Source organism: Actinokineospora auranticolor, from assembly GCF_002934265.1.
GTDB lineage: Bacteria > Actinomycetota > Actinomycetes > Mycobacteriales > Pseudonocardiaceae > Actinokineospora > Actinokineospora auranticolor.
In genome coordinates this window covers 1-20,413 of the sequence record NZ_PTIX01000005.1, presented here as the reverse complement: position 1 = coordinate 20,413, position 20,413 = coordinate 1, and the positions used below count along the sequence as shown (strand labels likewise).

Sequence of the window (20,413 nt, the reverse complement as noted above, 5' to 3'; positions counted from 1 at the left end):
CCTACCTGCCGACAGGTAGGCGTGACCCCGATCTCACCGCCTTGACGGCGTCGATCTCCACGAACCAAGCTCTCCCTATCTACTAGTAGGTAGAGCAACCGAAGGAGTCACCATGCCCCGACCACGACGGATCCTCGTCACCCTGTCCTCGCACGCCGACCTCGGTGTCAGCGGCAAGAAGACCGGCACCTGGTTCGAAGAGGTCGCCACCCCGTACTACGCGTTCGTCGAAGCGGGCTTCCAGGTCGTCTTCGCCTCCCCGCGCGGCGGCGCGGCCCCCATCGACCACCTCAGCCTCCAGGCGCCGTTCACCACCGCCAACACCGACCGGTTCCTCGACGACCCGGCGGGCATGCGGGCCATCGCCGAGACCGCCGCGCTGGCCGACGTCGACCACGGCGACTTCGACGCGCTGTTCTTCCCCGGCGGCTACGGCCTGCTGTGGGACCTCGCCGTCGACTCGCGGGTGATCCGGGTCGTCGAGCACGCCCTGGGCACCGACACACCGGTCGCGATGGTCTGCCACGCGCCGGGGATCCTGCGGGACGTCAAGGCCGCCGACGGGAGCCCGTACGTGCGCGGGCGCACGGTCACGGGCTTCTCCAACACCGAGGACGACGAACTGGACCTGTCCCGCCACCTGCTGTTCTCGCTGGAGGACGACCTCACCGCGCGGGGCGCGAACTTCACCAGGTCGGCCGCCAACTGGCTGCCCAACGTCGTGCAGGACGGCCCGCTGATCACCGGGCAGAACCCTGCCAGCGCCCCGGTGATCGCCAAGGCGCTCGTCGACCGGCTCAGCTGACCGAGATCCCGAACGGCAGGCGCTCCACCGAGCGCCTGCCGTTCCCTTCACGCGAGAAGCGCGGCAACGGCGTCGAGGCCGCGGCGCGGGTGGGGGTCGGCAACGCGGAGGACGACGTGGCGGACACCGGCTTCGAGGTAGGGCGCCAGCCAAGCTCGCAGGCCGGGGAGGGTGCCCGCGTACATCGCCTGGAGGGTGGACACCGCCTCGAACGGGTAGCCGTACCACTGCTCGACCACGGTCCGGAGTCGTTGGTGGGCGGCGTCTTCCGACTTGTCGATCGCGGCCGTCGCGTAGAGAGCGGGGGTCGGAGTGGGGCGTCCGGCTTGGGCGGCGGCGTGTTCGACGTGGCTCAGGCTCGCTCGATAACCGTCCACTGTGGGCAGATACGGCAGCCAACCGTCGGCCAGCTCGCCGACCCGCCGCTCGGCCGCGGCGCCGGTGCCCGCGAGCCAGATCGGCGGTCCCCCCGGCGTGTGGGGCTTCGGGGCGGGGGTGACGTCGTGGAAGGTGAAGTGGCGGCCCTGGTGGCTGGTCGCGCCGGACCAGAGGGCGCGCAGGACGGTGATCGTCTCGGTGAGCCTGCCGCCGCGCCCCCGGAACGGCACGCCGACGGCGGTGAACTGGCGCTCGGTCTGCGGGTCGGTGAAGCCGGAGCCGAGCCCGACGACCAGCCGTCCCCCGGCCAGCCGGTCCAGGGTGGCCAGGTGTGCGCGAGCAGCACGGGGTGGCGGAGGGCGCCGAGCAGGACGCCGGTGGCGAGGGTGACCCGCCGGGTGGTCGCGGCCAGCGCGGACAGCAGCGGCAGCGGGTCGGGCAGGCCGCAGACCAGTGGGCTGTCGGGCGCCCAGACGGCGTCGAACCCCGCCTCCTCCGCCAACCCGCCCAGCTCGACCAGGGACTCCGGCTCGGCGGCGAAGGTGGGCAGCAGGTAGCCGAAGGACACGGGCTCAGCCCTCGATGAACTGGTAGTCGGCGACGATCCGGCCGTCGGCGTCGAGCAGCAGGAACTCGGTGCCGACCCCGGCGACCTCGCCGTCGGCGGACACCATCTCCCAGCTGAACTTGACGGCGTCCCGCAGCCGCGCGACGTCGTCGCGGCGCCGGAAGGTGTACTCGCCCGGGGCGACGAACTCCTCGTGGGCCAGCCGCACCCGCCGCGTCAGCTCGGCGTGCCCCCTGGCCTCGAACACCGTGGTGAGCCCCAAGTCGTCGGCCGCCTTCACCACCTCACCCGGTGGTTGCAGGATGTGCCTGCCGTCCCGGGCCCACAAATCGCCGACAGCCGCCCGCCGCGCGTCGGCGTCCGGCTCGTTCCACACCGCCACGTAGCGGTCGGCCAGCTCGATCGGATCGGACATGTTCCCCCCCAGTCGTCGTTCGGTGCGGCAACGGTGCCGGTGCACCGGGTGGCCCGGCAATTCCCGGCGGGGAATAGCCGAGCCGCACCGGATGGGCTACACAGGACCCGTGCCCCTCCCCGACGACCTGCGCGCCTGGCGCCAACGCCGCAAGGTCAGCCAGATCGAGCTGGCGCTGCGCGCGGGCACCACCCAGCGACACGTGAGCTTCATCGAGAGCGGCCGCTCCACCCCCGGCCGGGCGATGATCATCCGGCTGGCCGAGTCGCTCGACGTGCCGCTGCGCGAGCGCAACGCCCTGCTGCTGGCCGCGGGCTACGCCCCCGCCTACCCCGAGACCCCGTGGGACGACGGCCAACTGTCCCCCGTGCGCGCCGCCGTCGAGCAGGTGCTCCGCGCCCACAACCCCTATCCGGCGATCGTCATCGACCGGCACGGCACCCTGGTCTCCGCCAACACCGCCTTCCACCGGCTGATGACCGGGGTCGCCCCGGAACTGCTGGCTCCCCCGGTCAACGTCGCCCGGCTCGTGCTGCACCCCACCGGCCTGGCGCCCCGGATCGCGAACTTCGACGAATGGGCCTGCCACGTGGTCGACGCCCTCCGCGGCCAGGCCGCCCGGACCCCGGACCCCGCGCTCACCGACCTGATCGCCGAACTCTCCGAGTACACCCCCGCGCGCCCACTCGCCCCGACCCACCTCGGTTTCGCCGTCCCGCTGCGCCTGCGCACCCCCACGGGCGAACTCCACCTGCTCACCACCCTCACCCACTTCGCGACCGCCCTGGACGTCACGGTCGCCGAGCTCCGGCTGGAGGCCTTCCTCCCCGCCGACGAGCCCACCGCGACCGCGCTGGCAGCCATGGCCGAGGAGGGCCCGCGATCCACGGTGTGACACCCACGGCCGCGGTCCGCGCGACCGGCGTTGGCTTCGCACCGTGACACGAGCCTCAGAACAGCGCGACGATCGCCTCCGACGTGACCAGACGGGCACCCAGGCATTCGTCGCCCTTCACGGAATCCCGGCTGAACCGGACGCGGAGCGTGCGGCCCGGCGCGATCTCCGTCGCGATGGCGCAGGTCTTGCCGACGATCTCCTGACGGGCGGGCAGCACTCCCAGCCTCAACTCCTCGACCTCGGCGCCGTCCGGCGCCGGAACCCGCGCCAGCCCCTGGTCCGGCCCGGCGGTCAGGACGCTCGCGATCTCCGCGCCCTTCTTGGACACCACGCAGGTGGAGCCGAGCTCGGTGGTGCCCTTCTTGGCTTCGCCCTCCTTGAAGGGCAGGCCGACGCCGATGGTCGCGGTCGTGCCGACGGCCGCGCAGGCCTCCACTGGGACCACCGCCGGGTCCGGCGCCTGGGTGTCGGTTCCCACACTTTCCCGCCCGCCAACGGAATCCGGGCTCTCGCGACGAGTTCGGCGACTCGGCGGGCCATCGCGCAACTGCCGTCGCGGTCGATGGGCGAGTTCGCGGCTTCGCGGGAGTACAGGACGCCGAGTTGGTGCGGGGAGCCGGTGTTGAGGCGGATCTGGCAGGTGACGGGGTACTCGTCCTGGTTGTTGGCCAGGTCGTACTGCCGGGCCGGGAGTCCGGCGATCTCGACCCGGGAGGTGAAGGCGAGTCGGTCGTAGAGGGCCGGGCCGTCGCTCATCCCCCAGGTGAGCTGGACGAAGGTGCCGTCGGCGGTGGCGAACACGCAGGCCGGGCCGCTGGAGGTAAGGGGGCCGGTGCTGATGCCGTCGAAGAGGCCGTCGGGGACCCAGGCGCAGTTGCGGTTCGGGTAGTCGGACCAACCGTCCCAACCGTACGGGGGCGCGGGCATGGGCTGGTCGGTGCGCAGGCGAGGTAGCCGCTGCCGTCCGGTGGTGGCTGTTACCCCCTGACTTGTGATGCCGGTCACCGCATTTCACGGTCGGCTGCCGCGCACCCGTCTCGTGGTCGGCAGTCATCGAGGAAAAGGAGGGGGCAATGCACAAGATCGTGGTTCTGGGGGCGGGTTACGCGGGGATGGCGGCGGCGGTCAACCTGGCCGGGCGGACCAGGCGGCGCGCGGACGTGGAGATCACCGTGGTCAACGCGACCGCGCGGTTCACCGAACGGTTGCGGCTGCACCAGGCGGCGGCCGGACAGGAATTGGCGGACCTGCGGATCGCGGATGTGTTGGGGGACAACGGGATCACGCTGGTCTACGGCTGGGTCACCGCTGTCGACGCCGCGGCGCGCACGGTCCGGATCGACGACGAGCGTGTCCTGCACTACGACACCCTCGTCTACGCGCTGGGTGGTGTCAGCGACACGGGCGCGGTGCCGGGTGCCGCCGACCACGCGCACACGTTCGACAGCGCGCACGACGCCGAGGCCCTCGCGCGGCGGCTAGCGACGCTGGGCACCGGGACGGTCGCGGTGTGCGGCGGCGGGTTGACCGGGGTGGAGGCCGCCGCCGAGATCGCCGAGGCGCACCCGGGGCTCGACGTCGTGCTGCTGGGGCGCGCGGAGCCGGGGGTGGGCCTGGCCCCCAAGGCCAAGGCGTACGTGGACGCGGCGCTGGCCCGGCTCGGGGTGCGGGTGCGGTCGGGGGTGGAGATCGTCAAGGTGCTGCCCGACTCGGTGGTGCTGGACGACGACGCCGTGCCCGCGGACGTCGTGCTGTGGACCAGCGGTGTGCGCGTGTCACCGCTGGCCGCCGAGGCCGGGCTGGCGGTGGACGAGCGGGGCCGCGTCGTCACGGACGAGTCGTTGCGCTCGGTGTCGCACCCGGACGTGTACGTGGTCGGCGACGCCGCGGCGGTCCGGCAGGGGTACGGGACGCTGACCGGCACGTGCCAGAGCGGCATGCCGACCGGCGTGCACGCGGCGATATCGATCGTGCGCGAGCTGGAAGGCAAGCGGCCCAAGGCGTTCCGGTTCGGCTACCTGCACTGCCCGGTGAGCCTGGGCCGCGGTGACGCAGTCGTGCAGTTCACCCGTCCGGACAACTCGCCGAAGCGGTCGCACCTGACCGGGCGACGGGCGGTGTGGTACAAGGAAACGGTGAGTGCGGGCGGGTGGGCGTCGTTCGGGCGGATGTCGCGTTTCCCGGTCCTGGGCACCCTCGGGTGGCGCCGCGGCGGCCGGTACACGCGATGAGCGAGCGGGTCTTCGCCGAGCACCGGAACCTGTTGTTCTCGGTGGCCTACCGCGTCCTCGGTTCGGCGGCCGACGCCGAGGACGCGGTGCAGGACGCGTGGGTGAAGTGGTCGTCCGCCGACCGGTCCCGGGTGGCCGCCCCCAAGGCGTACCTGGTGCGGATCGTGACCACGGTGGCCATCGACCGCCTGCGCGCGGCCCAGGCCCGCCGCGAGACGTACGTCGGCCCGTGGCTGCCGGAACCGGTGCGCACCGACACCGCGGACACCGCCGACGCCGACTCGGTGTCGCTGGCCCTCCTGGTGGTCCTGGAGTCCCTGAGCCCCCTGGAGCGCGCGGTGTTCGTGCTCAAGGAGGCCTTCGGCTTCAGCTACGGCGAGATCGGCACGGCCGTCGACCGCTCGGAGGACACGGTCCGCCAAGCCGCCCACCGAGCCCGCGACCACGTCCGTTCCCGCCGCCCCCGCTTCCCCGCCGACCAAGCCCGCCAACGCCAGGTGACCGAACGCTTCTTCGCCGCGGCCTCCGGCGGCGACATCAACACCCTGATGACCCTGCTCGCCCCGGACGTGACACTGTGGACGGACGGGGGCGGCAAGGTCCGCCAGGCCCTGCGCCCCATCACCGGCGCCGACCGCGTCGCCACCTGGTTCGCGGGCATCGCGACACGGCCGTACGAGGGCGTGGACCCGGCGGACATGAGCGCCGAGATCACCGAGCTCAACGGCACCCCCACCATCGTCTTCACCGCCCCGGGCCGCGTGCTGGCCACCCTCAGCCTGGACCTGGACGCGCACGGCCGGGTCACGGCCATCCACAACATCGCCAACCCCGAGAAACTCCGAGCCGTCACCTCGGGCCTCATCCTCCACATCGGACCCGACCCCACACCCCACTAGCCACGCGCCAACACACCCGGCCCCAACCAGGCCGACCCACACCTCACCAGCCGCGCACCGGCACACCGCCCGCCCAACCCGGCCACCACCGCCCCAAACCCCACCGCCCCTACCCAAGCCCGAGTTGTCCACAGGCTTGATCGTCTTCGGCCGGAGCTGTCGGCCCCCGCCGGTAGAATGGATACCGGGGCCGGAGGCGTATGTTGATCACGCGCCGGAAACGCCACCGCGGGCGAACGGCCCGCAAGCGGGTGGCGCCGAAGAGCGCGAGACCTCCGACGAACCCGTTCGGACCGTTCGGACTCCAGCGGCCACGCGACAGACGCCCCTCTGCCAAGGGCGCAAGACCGACCGCGCGACTTCCCCGAAAAGGTGTGTCAGGCCACCAAAGCCCCAGCGACGACCGTCGCGACCATGCGGCGGACATCCTCCGGGGTGGGGGCGACACCGAGGCGGTCGGCGTACAGGAGGTGGGCGGCGCCGATCAGCGTCGCGCCCAGCACCTCCACATCGGCCCGCCCCGACACCCGTCCCCGCTCCCGCTCCGCGGCGAGGTAGCGGGACACCATGATCGCGCCCTCCGTCAGCACCGGCACCCCCGCGGGCCACGCGTCCCGCAGCCGGGCCCGGAGCTCGTCACGGAACGTGATCAGGGCGACCATCGCGACCGCCACCGACTCGAACAGGGCGGTCAGGGCGTCGGTCAGGTTGTCCACCACGTCGCCCGTCCCCACGGCCTCCCGCAGCGCGGCCGCGCGGGCGTCGACCCGGTTGACGCGGTCCAGCACCAGGTCGGCGAGGAAGGCGTCGAAGTCCGCGAAGTGCCGGTGCAGCACCCCCTTGGCGCACCCCGCCTCCTCCGTCACCGCCCTGCTGGTCAGCCCGCTCGGCCCGGCGCGCAGCAGGACCCGCTCGGCGGCGTCGAACAGCTGCCTGCGCACCTCGCGGATGGCCACCCCTGTCGGCATGCCGCCATTCTCGCACCTGGCCCAGTGGGCGACCGCCCACTAGAGTGGGCACATGCCCACTCCGCACCGGCACCGCGCCATGGCCGAGTCCTTCGGCACCGACGCCGACCGCTACGACCGCGCCCGCCCCGCCTACCCCGACGCCCTCATCACCCGGATCGTCGAGGCGAGCCCCGGCCGTGCGGTCGTCGACGTCGGCTGCGGCACCGGCATCGCGGCCCGCCAGTTCCAGGCCCGGGGCTGCACGGTCCTCGGCGTCGAACCCGACCGGCGCATGGCCGAGATCGCCCGCCGCCACCTCCCGGTCGAGGTCTCGACCATCGAGGACTGGGACCCGGCGGACCGCCGGTTCGACGCCATGACCGCTGCCCAGTCCTGGCACTGGGTCGACCCGACCGCGGGTGCCGCCAAAGCCGCGCAAGCCTTACGCCCCACCGGTCTCTTCGCCGCCTTCTGGCACGTCTTCGACCCACCCGAGAACATCAGCCGAGCACTCGCTACCGCCTACCGCCGCGTCGTCCCCGACTCCCCCATCGACTTCGACGCCATCGCGAAGACACCCCGCGAAGACCGCTACCGCCCCATCTTCGACAAGACCGCTGACGGCCTCCACCACACCAACGCCTTCGCCACCCCCGAAACGTGGCACGTCACCTGGGAACACCCCTACACCCGCGACGAATGGCTCGACCAACTCCCCACCACCGGCGCGATGACCCAGCTCCCACCGGACGCCCTCGCCGAGATCCTCGACGACGTGGGCACCGCCATCGACAAGCTGGGCGGCCGTTTCACCATGCACTACACCACGGTCGCCATCACCGCCGCCCGCAACCGATAGACTGTCCCAAGTGGTCAGTCGGTTTCCGCCAGCTGCCGCCGCTTCGCACGCTCGACGCGGTCCATGACCTCCGGGGTCACGGTACGCAGGAACGGGATGACGATCGCGACGACGGCGATGGCGAAGAACAGGAACGCCGTCTGGATCCCGAACCACTCGGCGAGCACGCCCACCAAGCCCGCGCCGATGGGCATGGCGCCCCAGCTGAACAGCCGGGCCACCGCGCTGTAGCGGCCCATCAGCTCGGCCGGGACCAGGTACTGGGCGATGGTGCGGGCGTTGACCGCCCACAGCGTGCCGCCCATGCCGCCGAGGAAGGCGCCGACCGCGATCAGCCAGGCGTTGGTGGTCAAGGCGGGGGCCGCGACCATCGCGAGGGTGCCGACCAGGTCGGCGAACAGCGCCCAGCGGCGGCCGATGAGCCGGTTGACGGAGGTGACGGTGACGGCGCCGACCAGGCCGCCGATGCCGAGCGCGCTGAGCACCACGCCGTACTCGCCGGGGCTCAGGCGCATGACCGAGGTCGCCATCAGCGGCATGATCGCCAGCCAGGCGCCCCAGCAGAGGCAGAGGACGGTGAGCACGAGCGCCATCAGGCGCAGCAGGCGCTCCCGCCAGAGGTACCGGAGGCCGTCGCGGATCTGGGCGCTGACGCTCTGCTTGTCCTGGACCCGCTCTGGCTGCTCGGCGCGGCGGACGCGGAAGGTGCCGACGAGCAGGACGAGGATCACCGTGGACACGGCGTAGCCGACGGCGGTGGTGCCGAGCGCGGCGGCGGTGCCGATGCTGACCAGCAGGCCACCGACGAAGGGGCCGCAGAACTCGTTGCAGACCGTCTCGGCGCCGGTCACCCAGGCGTTGGCGCGTTCGCGCCAGCGCGGGCCGACGGCGGCCGGGGTCAGGGCCATCGCCGAGGTGAGGGCGATGACCTCCGCCACGCCGAGTACCGCGCCGCCCGCGTAGAGCAGGGGCAGGGTGACCGCGTCGGCGGCGTAGGCGCCGAGCAGGCCGCCGAGGACCAGCAGGCGCAGGGCGTTGGCCAGCCAGAGCAGGCGGCGTCGGTCGACGCGGTCGACGAGCACGCCGACGTGCAGGGCGGTCAGCAGCCAGGGCAGCGTGAGTGTCAGCGACACCGCGGCGACCGCGGCGGGCGACGAGGTCAGCCGGGTGGCCAGCAGCGGTAGCGCGATCTTCGTGACGCCGTCGGCGAGGTTGGTGACGGCGGTGAAGGACACCAGCACGACGGTGTTGCGGGCGCTGGGATCCGCCGCCGGGGTCGGCTGGGCCCGGGTCGCGGGCTCGGTCACCTGCTCGGTCATCGTCATCAGTTCCCTTGAGTCGCCAGTCCTCGTGGATAACCGGTGAAGAGCATCGGTTCGGAGCGTAGGCGTTGCTCACTCGTCCGGCCGCGCGTAACCTATGTTTAAGTTTTACCGGTTATCTCGACGGGAGGCAACTCGGTGACCGAACCGCCCGCGCCCGCCACGGCCCTGCTCGAGTTCGCCAACACCCTCGACCTGGAGACCGGCGCCGACGCCCTGACCACCCCGGCCGCGCTCGGCCGGTGGCTGCTGGAGTCCGGGCTGCTGCGCGAACCGCACGCGGCGCACCCGCGCGATCACGCCACGGCGCTGCGGTTGCGGGCCGGGATCCGGGAACTGGCGGGCGGCGGGGGCACGGCGGGCCTGGAGGGCGCGCTGCGCGATCTGCCGCTGCGCGCCTCGACGGCACCGGGAGTGCTGGTGCCGCACGGGAACCCGCCGCCGGTCCGCGCGGCGCTGGCCCGGCTCGCCGCGGACCTGGCCACCGTCCTGATCACCGGCGAGGCGGCGCGGGTCAAGCGCTGCGACGCGCGGGAGTGCGGCTGGCTGTACTGGGACTCGTCGCGCAACACCAGTCGCCGCTGGTGCTCCATGCGGGTGTGCGGCAACCGCGCCAAGGCCCGGCGCCACCGCGCGCTGAGCCCCCGGGTCGGGAGCATCTAGGCTGACGCCCGTGACGGACGAACCCGGTTTCTTCTGCTCCTCCTGCGGAGTGCGCCACGACGAGCTGCCGCTGGCCTACTCCGCGCCCGCGCCCGCGTTCTGGGAGCCGGACATGGAGGGCAGGCCCAACACCGGGCTCAGCGACGAGCTGTGCGTCATCGACGGGGAGAACTTCTTCATCCGCGCCCGGATCGTGCTGCCGGTGGTCGACGCCGAGGACCCCTTCGAGTGGGGCGTCTGGGTCTCGCTGAGCGAGGCCAACTTCCGCCGGGCCACCGACCTCTGGGAAGACCCGGCCCGCGTCGACGAACCCGCCTACTTCGGCTGGCTCTCCACCGAGGTCCCCCTCTACGAGCCGACGACGCTGAACCTCAAGACCCGCGTGCACAGCCAGCCCCTCGGTGTCCGCCCGCTGGTGGAGCTGGAGCCGACCGACCACCCGCTGGCCGTGGAACAGCGCGACGGCATCCCGCTGAGCCGGGTCCGCGAGATCGCCGAGCAGCTGCTGCACCCGAAGGGCTAGTCGCGGAGGACCAGCGTCGCGTGGGGGCGGTGGAGCAGGAGCAGGTTGCCGTCGTGGGAGCGCAGGACGGCGGTCGCGTCGCGGGCGATGGCGAGGTGGGTGGCGTCCGGCTCGATCTCCGTGAAATCGGCGTTGGCGACCTTCGGCGGGTAGCGGGTGTGCGCGGAGATCAGCAAGGCGATCTCGTCGTCCTCGAGGTCGTCGTCGGTCACGGTGAAGGTCAGCCGGTTCCCGTCCGCCGACCGCAGCGGCAGGATCGTGTCCGCGAAGTGGGCCAGGCCGTGGCTTCGCTGCCCGTCGAACTCGGCCCGTTCCCCGGCGAAGTACTCCACGGCGGGATCGAACTCCAGGCCCAACCGCCGCGCCAGCTCGACCTTCATCGGCTCGGTCAGCTCGTACTCGTACCCGTCGTAGTAGGTCCGTTCGTCGAACCCCAGCACCCGCGCGAACTCCGCGGGCGACATGCCGTCGAGGTAGTAGTCGAAGACGAGCTTGTCCGAGTCGTCGAATCCTACGATTTTCCACATACCTGACCTGTCCCCCTGACACAACCACGGAGAGTGTGCCACCGGGTGGGTCAGATCCGGAGGGAATTGGCGGTCAGGTAGTCGGCCAGGCTCTGCTCCTCCAACGCGAACTCACGCGCCTTCGGGTCCAGACGCCGGAGGAGGGCCATCAGGCGGTCGCCGCGGAGGTTGAAGTCGAACAGCTCCAAGGCCCGGAAGGCAGCCGCCCACGAGGCGATGACCGGGGTGGTCATCCAGCGGGCCTGGTCCTCCAGCGGCAGGTCCAGCCAGTCGCCGACCTTGGTCTGGAACGGGGACTCGGCGAAGGCCCGGATCCGCTGGCCCTCCTGCTCGGTCAGCGCCGGCTTCGCCTGGACCAGGTGGCGGTGTTGGGGGTAGTCGCGGAGCAGGCGGAACCTGACGGCGGCGGGGGCGGACCCCACCGCGGTGGGGTCGGCGGTGATCCGGGTGCGCAGGTCGAGGCAGTCCGCCCACTCGCGGAGTTCGTCGTCGTCCACTTCTCGCGGTTCGCGTGACCGAAGACACCCGCGCACTTGTGCTCGCCCGCCTTGGCGCACTTCTCGGGGTCGGCGCAGAGCCGGACCGTGTTCGGGTGGGCCGGGGTGCCGACCGTGGTGTGCGGCACGTCGAGCTGGTCGAACTCGGCGACCGCGCGCAGTTCGTGCGGCTTGAACGGTTCGTACCGGTAGTTCGGCACGGGGTCCCCGCCTTGAAGACGTGCATGGGGACCCGCGGGTTGTCGCGCTTGAGCAGTTCCAGCAGGTTGACGATCAGCAGCGGCGACCCCTCGTCGGTGAAGAAGCGCACCTCCAGGCCCTTCGGCACCCTCATCGTCGCCGTCCCGTGCCCGATCACCGCACCCACCACTGCCGTCCTCCTCATCGCCCGTGCCGACGATCAATCGCCGGCACGGGCGGGGGCGTAACGGGGTCGCTACGGACTCGCGGGGACCGGGGCGGGCTGGGCCGCGGGCGGCAGGTCCGGAACCTTGTCTTCGCGGCGGGTGAGCAGCGGCGCGACGACCGGTACCGCCAGGCTGGCGATGGCGAAGGCGAAGAAGCCGTTCTCCAGCACCGGGACACCCCACCAGTGCGGCGCGAGCACGAACACCCCCAGCCCGATCCCGGCGAGCACCCGGTGGCCCTGCGCGGCGAAGGCGACGATCACGGGCAGGCACCAGACCCAGTGGTGCGACCACGAGATCGGCGAGACCAGCAGCATGGCCAGCGCGTTGAGCGAGAACGCGGTGGCGGGCGCCGAGCGGCGCATGGCGGGGATGGTGAGCGCGAGGACGCCGACCGCGAGCAGCGGCCACAGCCAGGTCGCGTCCGCACGGGTGAGCACGCCCAGGATGGATTGGTTCGATATGTACCCGACGCCGACTTTGTCGCCGGTCGCGAAGACCTCGGTCGTCCAGAACCGCACGGATTCGTCCCAGGCGGCCACGAACCCGATCGCGGTGGCGGCGGCGAACGAAACGCCCGCGGTGACCAGCGATTTCCAGTCACGGCGAAGCAGGAAGAAAAGGACAAACGCGGCAGGGGTCAGTTTCAGCGCCGCGGCTAAGCCGACCAGCAGACCGCGCGGCCACCGCGTGGTGGGCGCCAGGCAGTCGACCGCGACCAGCACCATCAGCACGATGTTGACCTGGCCGTAGTCCAGCGTGGCGCGGAACGGCTCCAGCAACAGCACCAGCGGGATGACCACCAGCCAGTTCTTGGACAGTTTCACCGAGGTCAACGTCACAGCCAGGGTGATGCCCGCGCACACCACGGACAGGAACACGAGCACCGCGCTGGCCGCCGGGAAGGGGATCGCCGTGAGCGGGACCATGGCCACCGCCGAGATCGGCGGGTAGATGAAGGGCAGTGTGATCCCGGCCAACGTCGGTGGCAGCGTCCCGTAGATATCACCGCCGGAGAGCCAGACGTTCACCCCGATCCGGTAGACGTCCAGATCCAGGTGGTACTGCCGTGCCAGGAAAACTATCCACGCCCCTGTGAGCAGGGCAGCCGAAACGGCCAGAGCTCGCATGCGGATATTCATACCGAATCGGGTGAGAGGCGTGGGTAAGAACCACCTTTATCCGGTTTTTATCACGGCTGCGGTAGACCACCGCTCGATCCGGGGGACGGGGTGTGACGTGCGCGTACTGGTCGTCGAGGACGAGGAACTGCTGGCCGCGGCCATCGCCGAGGGGCTGCGGCACATGCACATGGCCGTCGACGTCTGCCACGATGGCGACGCGGCGCTGGAGCGGGTGGCCGTGCACCGCTACGACGTGGTCGTCCTCGACCGCGACCTGCCGAAGGTGCACGGCGACGAGGTGTGCAGGCGCGTGGTGGCGGCGGGCGGGGAGACCAGGGTGCTGATGCTCACCGCCGCCGCGAGCATCCGGGAGCGGGTCGGCGGCCTGGGCATCGGCGCCGACGACTACCTCACCAAGCCGTTCGCGTTCGCCGAGCTGGTCGCGCGGGTCGAGGCGCTGAGCAGGCGCGCGCACCGCGCGCTGCCGCCGGTGCTCGACCGCGCCGGGATCGAGCTGGACCCGGCCCGCAGGCACGCGACCCGCGAGGGCAGGCCGCTGGCGCTGTCGCCCAAGGAGTTCGCGGTGCTTAGAGTGCTCCTGCGCGCCGAGGCCGGAACCGTGGTCAGCGCCGAGGAGCTGCTGGAGAAGGCATGGGACGAGCACACGGGCCCGTTCACCAACACGGTGCGGGTGACGGTGATGACGCTGCGCCGCGAGCTGGGCGAGCCGGCCGTGATCCACACCGTGCCCGGCGTCGGGTACCGGCTCGGTTCGTGACGCCGCTCTCCCTGCGCGCGCGGTTGACCGTGACGAACGCCGCGATGGTCGTCGTCGGGGTGCTGCTGGGCAGGGCCACGTTCGGGCAGTTCCGCGACGGCTACACCTCGCTCGTCGGCGAGTGCCTGTACTACGGGTGTGACCAGCTCAACACCCTGCAGAACGTCCTGTGGGTGCTGGAGATGGTCGCGCTGCCGGTCGCCGCCGTCGGGTTGGCCCGGTACGCGGCGACCCGGTCGCTGGCGCCGCTGCGCGCGATGGCGTGGACCGTGCGGCAGCTCGGCCCGCAGAACCTGGGCCAGCGCATCCGCCGCGGCGGCACCCGCGACGACCTGCGGGCGCTGGCCGACGCGGTCGACGGGATGCTCGACCGCATGGTGATCAGCTTCGAGAGCCAGCGGCGGTTCGCGTCCAACGCCTCGCACGAGCTGCGCACCCCGCTGGCGGTGCAGGGCGTGGCCCTGCGCCGGGACGTCGTGGCGCGAACGGTCGCGGGCGACCCGGTCCTGCTGGAGCGGCTGATCGGCAACCTGCTGCACAACGCGATCAAGTACAACGCGCCGGGGGGTTGGGTGGAGGTCGTCGTGGCCGGGCACCCCGTGCTGTCGGTGCGCAACAGCGGGCAGGTGGTCCCCGCCGAGGCGGTGTCGTCGCTGTTCGAACCGTTCCGACGCCTGACGGGCGACCGCGTCAACCACCGCGACGGCGCGGGCCTGGGCCTGTCGATCGTCCGCTCCATCGTCGCCGCCCACGACGGCGGCGTGTCGGCCGAACCTGGCACACAGGGCGGACTCCGCGTCGACGTGACGCTGCCGTCGGCCGAGGTGACCGGGCACACAAGGTGATCTGGGGCGCACGCCACACTGACCGGAACCCGCCCTTGTCCCGCTGAACGGACCCCTACCATCCAAGACCGGCTGGGAGGTTCGCGGTGGATGAGGGCAAGTACGCCGAGTCGATGCGGCGGTTCGAGGAGCAGGCGGCGCGGGTGTCCGGGCTGCGCGAGAGCATCGCGCGGCTCAAGGGCAGCGCGCGCAACCCCGACGGGTCGGTGGCGGTCACTGTCGCGCCGTCGGGGGCGGTGCTGGGGTTGCAGCTGTCGCCCGCCGCGATGAACCGGTCGCACACGCAGCTCACGCAGGAGATCCTGGCGACCATCCGGGCCGCGCAGCACGAGGCGGCGGCGCGGATGGCGGAGACGGTCCGCCCGGTCGTCGGCGAGGCTCGGTACGAGCAGTTCCAGGCCGCGTTCCGCGCGCACTCCCCCGCTGTCGAACCGCTGGGCCCGACCGCTCCCCCGCCTGCGTCCAGCCTGCCCATCGACCCGCCGCGCCGACCCGCGGCGCCGACCCGGCCCGACGACGACGAGTTCCCCGACGAGAGCATCTACAAAGGACGGCGATGACCGGCGCCCTGGACGTCGACGGTGGGCTGCTCCTCGCCCACGCCAAGGGATCACGCGCCCAGGCGGACAACTTCACCGGCCTGGCCAGGCTCCTCGAACAGGCCCGCATGCACGACGAGTGCTTCGGCCCCTTGGGGCGGGTGGCCGCGCAGTGCTACTTCACCGCGCTGGAGGAGTGCCAGACCACGGCGGGCAAGGCGTCGTCGTACCTGGCGGAGATCGCCGACGCCCTCGACGCGACCGCGAAGGCGTACGGCGCGACCGACGCCGACAACGCCACCGGGCTGACCTCGGCGGGCAAGGGCGTCGGTTCCCTGGGCGACCTGAACGGCGCGGGCAACGACGAGCGGGACAGCGACTTCCACCAGGTCGCCAAGTACGGTATGTCCACTGTTGACAGTTATGACAAGGTCGCCGACACGGGTGTGGACGAGCCCGCCCAGGGCGCGTTCGCGGTGTTCAACGCGCGGATGGAGCAGCTGAGCATCATCGCGAGCCCCGGCAAGGCGCTGGTGGACAACGGACTGGGTTTCCTGGTGTCGCTGGCGATCAGCCCGCTGGTCAACTTCGTGTTGGAACCGGCCGTCGGTGACCCGGAGCAGATGCGCAGCACCGCCAAGGGCTGGGAGAAGGTCGGCGAGTGGCTCGACAAGGTCGCCGACCACGAGAGCGACCGGGCGCGCGCGACCGAGACGGGCTGGCAGGGCGAGGCGGGCGACGCGTTCCGGGTGGAGATGGCGGAGTTCGCCGAGGGCGCCCGTGCGCTGGGCGGCGACGTCGGGGAACTCCAAGGCATCCTGGAGACGGCCGCCGACATCTTCGACACGTTCGTCCAAGTGGTCGTGGACATCATCCAGGAGTTCGTGATCGGCCTGATCATCGAGTGGCTGGCCGCCCTGGCCGCCTCGTGGATCACCGCGGGCGCCTCGACCGTGGCGGCGACCGGGCTGACCGCCTCGCAGGTCGCCATCACCACCAGTCGCCTCGGCACGAAAGTCGCGACCCTGATGCACCGGCTGAAGCCGCTGATCACCAACCTGGAGAAGGTGCTCAGGCGGGTCCGCCAGAACAAGATCGTCGAGGGCGCTGTCAGCAAGGCCGACCGGATCGACAACATACCGCTGATCGGCAAACCCATCGGCCGGGGACTCGACAACCTGAACCCGGTGGCGGGCATGACCCGTCACCACACCGGCGACGTGGACGAAGCGGTGAAAGGCGTCTCGAAGTACGCCACCACGAGCCCGAACAACTTCATCGGCAGCAAAGTCCCCAGGAAACCGATCCGCCCGAACGATCCACCCCTGCCCGACCATGCGCGACCGAGCGATCTCGTGGACCTGGCCGGTGAACAGGCCTTGGCCCAGCGGGTGGTCAGGACCGGACTGGGTTTCGCGGGTCTCAGCGGCACCACCGACATCGGCCGCGTGGTCGTGCGCGGCACCCTGGAGAATGTGCCGGGCGCGGTCGTGGAATGGGGTCTGAAGCAGATCGACGAGCACGCTCAAGATCCATCGTCGGACGAGGAGCGCGCAGCGGTCGAGAAGCGCGGGTTCGCGGTCGACTGAGGCGTTCCCGTGGTTGGGGGCATGGAGAGGTGACTGGGCGATGATCAGCGAGACCGCGGGGCCCGTGGCCCACGCGCGGGAGTGGCTGCCCGGCGAGCGCCTGCGGTGGGCGGGCGAGATCGGGCTCGCCGGGTACGACGCGAAGGCACGGCGGGAGGAGGATGGCCCCACGAAGGAGGCCAGCCTGATCCTGCACGGCAAGAAGAAGCGGTGCGCGGCGTGGCGGTACTTCGAGCCGCTCATCGCCGTGGAAGCGCTCACCCTGTGGGTGCTCACCGACACCGGGCTGCACGCGGCGCGGTACGACTTCGGCCACACCAGCGTGGGGGACATCGCGCAGTCCGTGAAGGAGCTGTTCGTGCCGAGTGCGCGCGTACGGCCCAAGACGACTCTCGCTCGGCTCACACCGCTGTTCGTGATCGGCCGGGCGGAGATCCGGGACTTCGGGATCGCGGAAACTCCGGCGGGGATGCGCAAGACCAAACCATCGCTGCGCATGACCCTCACCGATGGGTCCGGCCTCGACTTCCGCTTCGGGTTGACCGGGGACGCGCGCGTCTACCAACGACTCCTCGACCTCACCCACGATCGGTAACCCGCATGCCCCTGTACGAAGAGACCGTCGCGAGCCAGTGGTGCGCGCCCGGTGAACGACTGCTGGTGCTGCTCGGCCCCCGCGAAGGCAACATCGCCTCGCGCATCGGTGGACAACCCCGGTTCCCGCACCCGCCCGCGGACGACGTGCCGGAGCTGGTGCCGATCAAGGACGACTGGCCCGAGCTGTCGGACTTCGCGGTGCGCCTCCCCGACGACGAGTGGGTGGACGAGCCGAGTCTCGCTTGGTTCGCGGAGGCGCCGACCGCCGGGCATGACGCTGTCGTGGCTGCGGGCTATCTGGCGGCGGGGAACGGTCAGGTCGGCCTCGCGATCACCGACCGCAGGGTGGCGGTGCTGTTCCCCGAGCGGCTCCTCGTCACGGAACAGCTGCGCCGCAAGGGCTCGGCGCCCAAGAAGCCGGGGCTGCTCGGCCGGGCCGCGAAGGCTTTCGACAACTGGCTCGACACCACCGCCGAGTGGCGCGTCGACGACGCGGTGATCTCGTTCTGGGAGACCGATCGCGTGCCGCAGTGGGACACCGCCCTCGTGGGCCGGGGCGCGCCGTTCACCTGGCTGGTCCGCGTGCGCTTCGCGGACGGCTCCCGCCTGTCGGCCAGGGCGGGGAACCACGACCACCTCGCGGGCTAGTCCGGTCCGCCCTGGCGGAAGCGGTCCAGGACGCGGCGTTCGCGTTTGGTGGGGCGGCCGGTGCCTCGGGAGCGGGTGGCGACGGGGGCGGGGGCGTCCGGGGGTGGGGCGGGGGTGCGGTCTATGAGGCACAGGCTGGCTTCGGGGGCGCCGACGCGTTTTTGGATGGTGCGGGTCACCTCCACGACACGGGTCGTGCCGTTGACGCGGACGCGGATCTCGTCGCCCGGGACGACGACCGTGGCGGGCTTGGCGGGGCGGTCGTTGACCTTGACGTGGCCCGCGCGGCAGGCCGCGGCGGCGTCGGGGCGGGTCTTCATCAGCCGGACCGCCCACAGCCACCGGTCGACGCGGGTGGACTCCATCACGGGCCCATCGTGAGGCGGACGGTGAAACCCGTGCTGTCACCGGCGAACGTCACGTGGTGGCAGAGCTGGTGCGCCAGCCACAGCCCGTAGCCGCCCCCTTCGGGGCGCGGGGCGGGGAGCAGCCCGGCGAAGGGGTCCGCCGGGCCGGGGCCGCGGTCGTGGACGGTGACGGTCATGTGGTCGGCGGCGGTCCAGACCCGGATCCGGATGGGCGGGGTGCCGTACTTGATGGCGTTGGTGACGACCTCGCTGACCGACATGACCACGTCGTCGAGTTCGCGCGGGGCGAGGCTGTCGCGGTTCGCGGTCCGCACGGCGGAGCGCGCGGCCCCGGGCGTGGTCACGACCAGGTCGACGACGGGCGGGGTGTCCTGGATCGGGTACGGCACCATCGGGCGCGGGCTCGACAGGAACAGCGGCGGTTCCACATACCGGGAGTTGCGGACCGGCACCCCTTCGGCGCTCACCACCAGGGAGTGCGTCTTGGCGACGTCGTCGAGGACCCACGACGACGTGGTGCGGGTGTCGTAGGCGCACATGCTGCGCAGCGGGAACCGGTCCCACGCGTAGTTGACCGCCGACTCGTAGCGGCCCCAGACGTCCCACGCGGTGGTCAGCGCCCGGTCGGGGATCTCGCCCAGCAGCCGCACGGCGCGGGCGCCACCGTCGAGGAGCCGGGTGTAGAGGTCGCCGTAGGACTTGATGACGACGGCAGGCCGCCAGTGCAGGTCGCCGGTCGCGAGCACGGTCACCGCGCCGGGGTCGGCCAGCGCGGCGAGGACCAGGTCGGCCCGGGGCCGGTCCAGCGCGACGACCAGGGCCTCGCCGCCGTCGAGGCCGTCGGTCAGGAACGCCGTCGCCGCGTCGACCAGTTCGCGGTCGGTGGCGTAGCAGAGTGCGGCGTGGTCGTAGCCGCGCTTGATCGAGTCGACGTCCGCGCTCACGCCGCCCGCTCCACGCGAACCCCGTCGAGGCGCAGTGCCTCGACGACCCGGGCCGGGCTGAACCGGCTGGTGCGCAGCACGATCGTCAGCCCCCGACGACCCGCCAGCTCCGCCAGCCGCAGCAGCCCGTGGTGGTCGATGAACTCCAGGCCACGGGCGTCGATCACGACCTCGCCTGGTCCCCAGTGCGCGGCGGCGCGGTCGAGCGCCCACGGGAACAGGTCGTGGGCGGCCAGGTCGACGTCCCCGTCGAGGACGACCGCGCCCCCGTCGCCCCAGCCGTGCAGGTGGAACGGGACGGTGTCGACGTTGCCGCGCGGGTGCAGCGCGGCGAGTCGCTCGACGGCGGCGGCACCCAGCCGCGGCGCGTCGTAGGCACACAGGGCGTCGAAGCCGCTCACCGCCATGTAGCGGTCGACGATGTGCTCGTACTCGGCGAACGCGTCGAGCCGGGCCGGGGTGTCGACCAGGTGGGACACCTCGGCGGCGACGCGCAGGCCGGTGAACCCGGCGGCGACGGCCGCGTCGGTCTCGGCGGAGTAGGCGCGCACCTGCTCGACGGGGTCGACGGCGTCGGCGCCGTACATGCCGTCGGGCGACCGCACGTGCACCGCGCCGCGTTCGCGGAGCGCGTCGAAACCGGGGAGCGCGCGCAGGTGGTCGGTCAGCTCGTCGACGCCGCCGGGCGCGATCAGGCACACGCGTTTGCCGTCGGCGAGGCCCTCGGCGAGGAACGCGCGGGCCTTGGCGGCGAACTCGCCGATCTCGGTGAACGACCAGCACAGGTGGGAACGGCCGCGTCCCGTGGACACGTCGCCTAACCCGGTGGTCGGTTTCACTGCCTCACCATACGCGTCTCCGCGCCAACACTAGGAATGGCACGGAAACACCGGTGTGGGAAAGGCCCTGGAATGCCAGCGAGCCCTCCCGGTGGGGAGGGCTCACAAGGGCTGTGGTGGGGATGTGGGCCGGGGGGTTAGTTGGTGGTGGTGGTGAGGGTTTTGAGGCCGGCGTAGTCGCCTGCGCCGAGGAGGCGGCG

The 20,413-nt window shown here is 71.9% G+C and carries 25 protein-coding genes and 1 pseudogene; 15 read left to right on the top strand and 11 right to left on the bottom strand.

Annotation, left to right across the window (positions count from 1 at the left end; all coding sequences use genetic code 11):
* Positions 1–112: 112 nt before the first annotated feature.
* Complete coding sequence (locus tag CLV40_RS11045) at positions 113–805, top strand: type 1 glutamine amidotransferase domain-containing protein (RefSeq protein ID WP_104478803.1); 693 nt, start codon at positions 113–115, stop codon at positions 803–805.
* A 47-nt stretch (positions 806–852) separates the two neighbouring features.
* Here the strand turns inward: CLV40_RS11045 and CLV40_RS11035 are convergent.
* Together CLV40_RS11035 and CLV40_RS11030 are read right to left on the bottom strand one after the other, a co-directional pair.
* Positions 853–1,751: pseudogene (locus CLV40_RS11035) on the bottom strand (LLM class flavin-dependent oxidoreductase).
* A gap of 4 nt (positions 1,752–1,755) precedes the next feature.
* Positions 1,756–2,166: a hypothetical protein gene (locus CLV40_RS11030; RefSeq protein WP_104478800.1), complete on the bottom strand. Its 411-nt coding sequence runs from the start codon at positions 2,164–2,166 to the stop codon at positions 1,756–1,758.
* 109 nt (positions 2,167–2,275) lie between these two features.
* On the opposite strand from CLV40_RS11030, the gene CLV40_RS11025 reads away from it, so the two are divergent.
* Entirely contained in the window at positions 2,276–3,061 is a 786-nt protein-coding gene (locus CLV40_RS11025; RefSeq protein ID WP_245931218.1) for a helix-turn-helix domain-containing protein, read from the top strand.
* A 55-nt stretch (positions 3,062–3,116) separates the two neighbouring features.
* On the opposite strand, the gene CLV40_RS11020 is transcribed toward CLV40_RS11025, so the two are convergent.
* Positions 3,117–3,542 (bottom strand): hypothetical protein, encoded by a 426-nt coding sequence (locus CLV40_RS11020; protein ID WP_104478798.1) that lies wholly within the window; start codon positions 3,540–3,542, stop codon positions 3,117–3,119.
* Between the two features lie 285 nt (positions 3,543–3,827).
* On the opposite strand from CLV40_RS11020, the gene CLV40_RS40240 reads away from it, so the two are divergent.
* The 3 genes from CLV40_RS40240 to CLV40_RS11010 all read left to right on the top strand — a co-directional run bounded on the left by CLV40_RS40240 (position 3,828) and on the right by CLV40_RS11010 (position 6,194).
* Positions 3,828–3,953, top strand: coding sequence for a hypothetical protein (locus tag CLV40_RS40240; RefSeq protein WP_281261655.1), 126 nt, complete (start codon positions 3,828–3,830; stop codon positions 3,951–3,953).
* A 184-nt stretch (positions 3,954–4,137) separates the two neighbouring features.
* Positions 4,138–5,295 carry an NAD(P)/FAD-dependent oxidoreductase gene (locus CLV40_RS11015; protein ID WP_104478797.1) on the top strand — a complete coding sequence of 386 codons (1,158 nt, stop codon included), beginning with the start codon at positions 4,138–4,140 and terminating at the stop codon, positions 5,293–5,295.
* Positions 5,292–6,194 (top strand): RNA polymerase sigma-70 factor, encoded by a 903-nt coding sequence (locus CLV40_RS11010; RefSeq protein ID WP_104479042.1) that lies wholly within the window; start codon positions 5,292–5,294, stop codon positions 6,192–6,194. The genes CLV40_RS11015 and CLV40_RS11010 overlap by 4 nt, the downstream gene beginning before the upstream one ends.
* Positions 6,195–6,571: 377 nt before the next feature.
* Here CLV40_RS11010 and CLV40_RS11005 read toward each other — a convergent pair whose 3' ends face one another.
* The gene (locus tag CLV40_RS11005; protein WP_104478796.1) at positions 6,572–7,162 is read right to left on the bottom strand and encodes a TetR/AcrR family transcriptional regulator; all 591 of its coding nucleotides are present in this window, start codon (positions 7,160–7,162) and stop codon (positions 6,572–6,574) included.
* Positions 7,163–7,241: 79 nt separating this feature from the next.
* Between CLV40_RS11005 and CLV40_RS11000 the strand changes: the two genes are divergently transcribed.
* On the top strand, positions 7,242–8,003 hold the full coding sequence (locus tag CLV40_RS11000) for a class I SAM-dependent methyltransferase (RefSeq protein ID WP_104479041.1): 762 nt from the start codon (positions 7,242–7,244) through the stop codon (positions 8,001–8,003).
* Positions 8,004–8,017: 14 nt separating this feature from the next.
* On the opposite strand, the gene CLV40_RS10995 is transcribed toward CLV40_RS11000, so the two are convergent.
* Entirely contained in the window at positions 8,018–9,322 is a 1,305-nt protein-coding gene (locus tag CLV40_RS10995) for an MFS transporter (protein ID WP_104479040.1), read from the bottom strand.
* Between the two features lie 141 nt (positions 9,323–9,463).
* On the opposite strand from CLV40_RS10995, the gene CLV40_RS10990 reads away from it, so the two are divergent.
* Both CLV40_RS10990 and CLV40_RS10985 read left to right on the top strand, forming a co-directional pair.
* Positions 9,464–9,988 carry a CGNR zinc finger domain-containing protein gene (locus CLV40_RS10990; protein ID WP_104478795.1) on the top strand — a complete coding sequence of 175 codons (525 nt, stop codon included), beginning with the start codon at positions 9,464–9,466 and terminating at the stop codon, positions 9,986–9,988.
* Positions 9,989–9,998: 10 nt separating this feature from the next.
* Entirely contained in the window at positions 9,999–10,511 is a 513-nt protein-coding gene (locus CLV40_RS10985) for a DUF2199 domain-containing protein (protein ID WP_104478794.1), read from the top strand.
* On the opposite strand, the gene CLV40_RS10980 is transcribed toward CLV40_RS10985, so the two are convergent.
* On the bottom strand, positions 10,508–11,038 hold the full coding sequence (locus CLV40_RS10980; RefSeq protein WP_104478793.1) for a hypothetical protein: 531 nt from the start codon (positions 11,036–11,038) through the stop codon (positions 10,508–10,510). The two genes, CLV40_RS10985 and CLV40_RS10980, sit on opposite strands and share 4 nt — an antisense overlap.
* Positions 11,039–11,088: 50 nt before the next feature.
* Entirely contained in the window at positions 11,089–11,535 is a 447-nt protein-coding gene (locus CLV40_RS10975; RefSeq protein WP_104478792.1) for a hypothetical protein, read from the bottom strand.
* A gap of 14 nt (positions 11,536–11,549) precedes the next feature.
* Here CLV40_RS10975 and CLV40_RS10970 point away from each other — a divergent pair, with 14 nt between their 5' ends.
* Complete coding sequence (locus tag CLV40_RS10970; protein ID WP_146107989.1) at positions 11,550–11,963, top strand: hypothetical protein; 414 nt, start codon at positions 11,550–11,552, stop codon at positions 11,961–11,963.
* An 8-nt stretch (positions 11,964–11,971) separates the two neighbouring features.
* On the opposite strand, the gene CLV40_RS10965 is transcribed toward CLV40_RS10970, so the two are convergent.
* Positions 11,972–13,072: a glycosyltransferase 87 family protein gene (locus tag CLV40_RS10965; protein WP_181043434.1), complete on the bottom strand. Its 1,101-nt coding sequence runs from the start codon at positions 13,070–13,072 to the stop codon at positions 11,972–11,974.
* Between the two features lie 109 nt (positions 13,073–13,181).
* Between CLV40_RS10965 and CLV40_RS10960 the strand changes: the two genes are divergently transcribed.
* The 6 genes from CLV40_RS10960 to CLV40_RS10935 all read left to right on the top strand — a co-directional run bounded on the left by CLV40_RS10960 (position 13,182) and on the right by CLV40_RS10935 (position 18,062).
* Positions 13,182–13,844: a response regulator transcription factor gene (locus CLV40_RS10960; protein ID WP_104478789.1), complete on the top strand. Its 663-nt coding sequence runs from the start codon at positions 13,182–13,184 to the stop codon at positions 13,842–13,844.
* The gene (locus CLV40_RS10955) at positions 13,841–14,689 is read left to right on the top strand and encodes a sensor histidine kinase (RefSeq protein WP_245931217.1); all 849 of its coding nucleotides are present in this window, start codon (positions 13,841–13,843) and stop codon (positions 14,687–14,689) included. The genes CLV40_RS10960 and CLV40_RS10955 overlap by 4 nt, the downstream gene beginning before the upstream one ends.
* An 86-nt stretch (positions 14,690–14,775) precedes the next feature.
* On the top strand, positions 14,776–15,249 hold the full coding sequence (locus tag CLV40_RS10950; RefSeq protein ID WP_245931216.1) for a YbaB/EbfC family nucleoid-associated protein: 474 nt from the start codon (positions 14,776–14,778) through the stop codon (positions 15,247–15,249).
* Positions 15,246–16,817, top strand: a complete 1,572-nt coding sequence (locus tag CLV40_RS10945; protein ID WP_104478788.1) for a WXG100 family type VII secretion target — start codon at positions 15,246–15,248, stop codon at positions 16,815–16,817. The genes CLV40_RS10950 and CLV40_RS10945 overlap by 4 nt, the downstream gene beginning before the upstream one ends.
* 40 nt (positions 16,818–16,857) lie before the next feature.
* Positions 16,858–17,412: a hypothetical protein gene (locus CLV40_RS10940; RefSeq protein ID WP_104478787.1), complete on the top strand. Its 555-nt coding sequence runs from the start codon at positions 16,858–16,860 to the stop codon at positions 17,410–17,412.
* 5 nt (positions 17,413–17,417) lie between these two features.
* The gene (locus tag CLV40_RS10935) at positions 17,418–18,062 is read left to right on the top strand and encodes a hypothetical protein (protein WP_104478786.1); all 645 of its coding nucleotides are present in this window, start codon (positions 17,418–17,420) and stop codon (positions 18,060–18,062) included.
* Here the strand turns inward: CLV40_RS10935 and CLV40_RS10930 are convergent.
* The 3 genes from CLV40_RS10930 to CLV40_RS10920 are packed head-to-tail and all read right to left on the bottom strand — an operon-like array spanning position 18,059 to position 20,213.
* The gene (locus CLV40_RS10930; protein ID WP_104478785.1) at positions 18,059–18,427 is read right to left on the bottom strand and encodes an RNA-binding S4 domain-containing protein; all 369 of its coding nucleotides are present in this window, start codon (positions 18,425–18,427) and stop codon (positions 18,059–18,061) included. The two genes, CLV40_RS10935 and CLV40_RS10930, sit on opposite strands and share 4 nt — an antisense overlap.
* Positions 18,427–19,374, bottom strand: a complete 948-nt coding sequence (locus CLV40_RS10925; protein WP_181043433.1) for a sensor histidine kinase — start codon at positions 19,372–19,374, stop codon at positions 18,427–18,429. Before CLV40_RS10925 ends, CLV40_RS10930 begins: the two co-directional genes overlap by 1 nt.
* Positions 19,371–20,213, bottom strand: coding sequence for an MEDS domain-containing protein (locus tag CLV40_RS10920; RefSeq protein WP_104478783.1), 843 nt, complete (start codon positions 20,211–20,213; stop codon positions 19,371–19,373). The genes CLV40_RS10925 and CLV40_RS10920 overlap by 4 nt, the downstream gene beginning before the upstream one ends.
* Between the last annotated feature and the right edge of the window lie 200 nt (positions 20,214–20,413).

Bases quoted from the DNA above. Each gene is read 5' to 3' on its own strand.
- CLV40_RS11045 (WP_104478803.1), top strand. From the start codon at position 113: ATGCCCCGACCACGACGGATCCTCGTCACCCTGTCCTCGCACGCCGAC.
- CLV40_RS11030 (WP_104478800.1), bottom strand. From the start codon at position 2,166: ATGTCCGATCCGATCGAGCTGGCCGACCGCTACGTGGCGGTGTGGAAC.
- CLV40_RS11015 (WP_104478797.1), top strand. From the start codon at position 4,138: ATGCACAAGATCGTGGTTCTGGGGGCGGGTTACGCGGGGATGGCGGCG.
- CLV40_RS11010 (WP_104479042.1), top strand. From the start codon at position 5,292: ATGAGCGAGCGGGTCTTCGCCGAGCACCGGAACCTGTTGTTCTCGGTG.
- CLV40_RS11005 (WP_104478796.1), bottom strand. From the start codon at position 7,162: ATGCCGACAGGGGTGGCCATCCGCGAGGTGCGCAGGCAGCTGTTCGAC.
- CLV40_RS11000 (WP_104479041.1), top strand. From the start codon at position 7,242: ATGGCCGAGTCCTTCGGCACCGACGCCGACCGCTACGACCGCGCCCGC.
- CLV40_RS10995 (WP_104479040.1), bottom strand. From the start codon at position 9,322: ATGACCGAGCAGGTGACCGAGCCCGCGACCCGGGCCCAGCCGACCCCG.
- CLV40_RS10980 (WP_104478793.1), bottom strand. From the start codon at position 11,038: ATGTGGAAAATCGTAGGATTCGACGACTCGGACAAGCTCGTCTTCGAC.
- CLV40_RS10965 (WP_181043434.1), bottom strand. From the start codon at position 13,072: ATGCGAGCTCTGGCCGTTTCGGCTGCCCTGCTCACAGGGGCGTGGATA.
- CLV40_RS10945 (WP_104478788.1), top strand. From the start codon at position 15,246: ATGACCGGCGCCCTGGACGTCGACGGTGGGCTGCTCCTCGCCCACGCC.
- CLV40_RS10940 (WP_104478787.1), top strand. From the start codon at position 16,858: ATGATCAGCGAGACCGCGGGGCCCGTGGCCCACGCGCGGGAGTGGCTG.
- CLV40_RS10935 (WP_104478786.1), top strand. From the start codon at position 17,418: ATGCCCCTGTACGAAGAGACCGTCGCGAGCCAGTGGTGCGCGCCCGGT.
- CLV40_RS10930 (WP_104478785.1), bottom strand. From the start codon at position 18,427: ATGGAGTCCACCCGCGTCGACCGGTGGCTGTGGGCGGTCCGGCTGATG.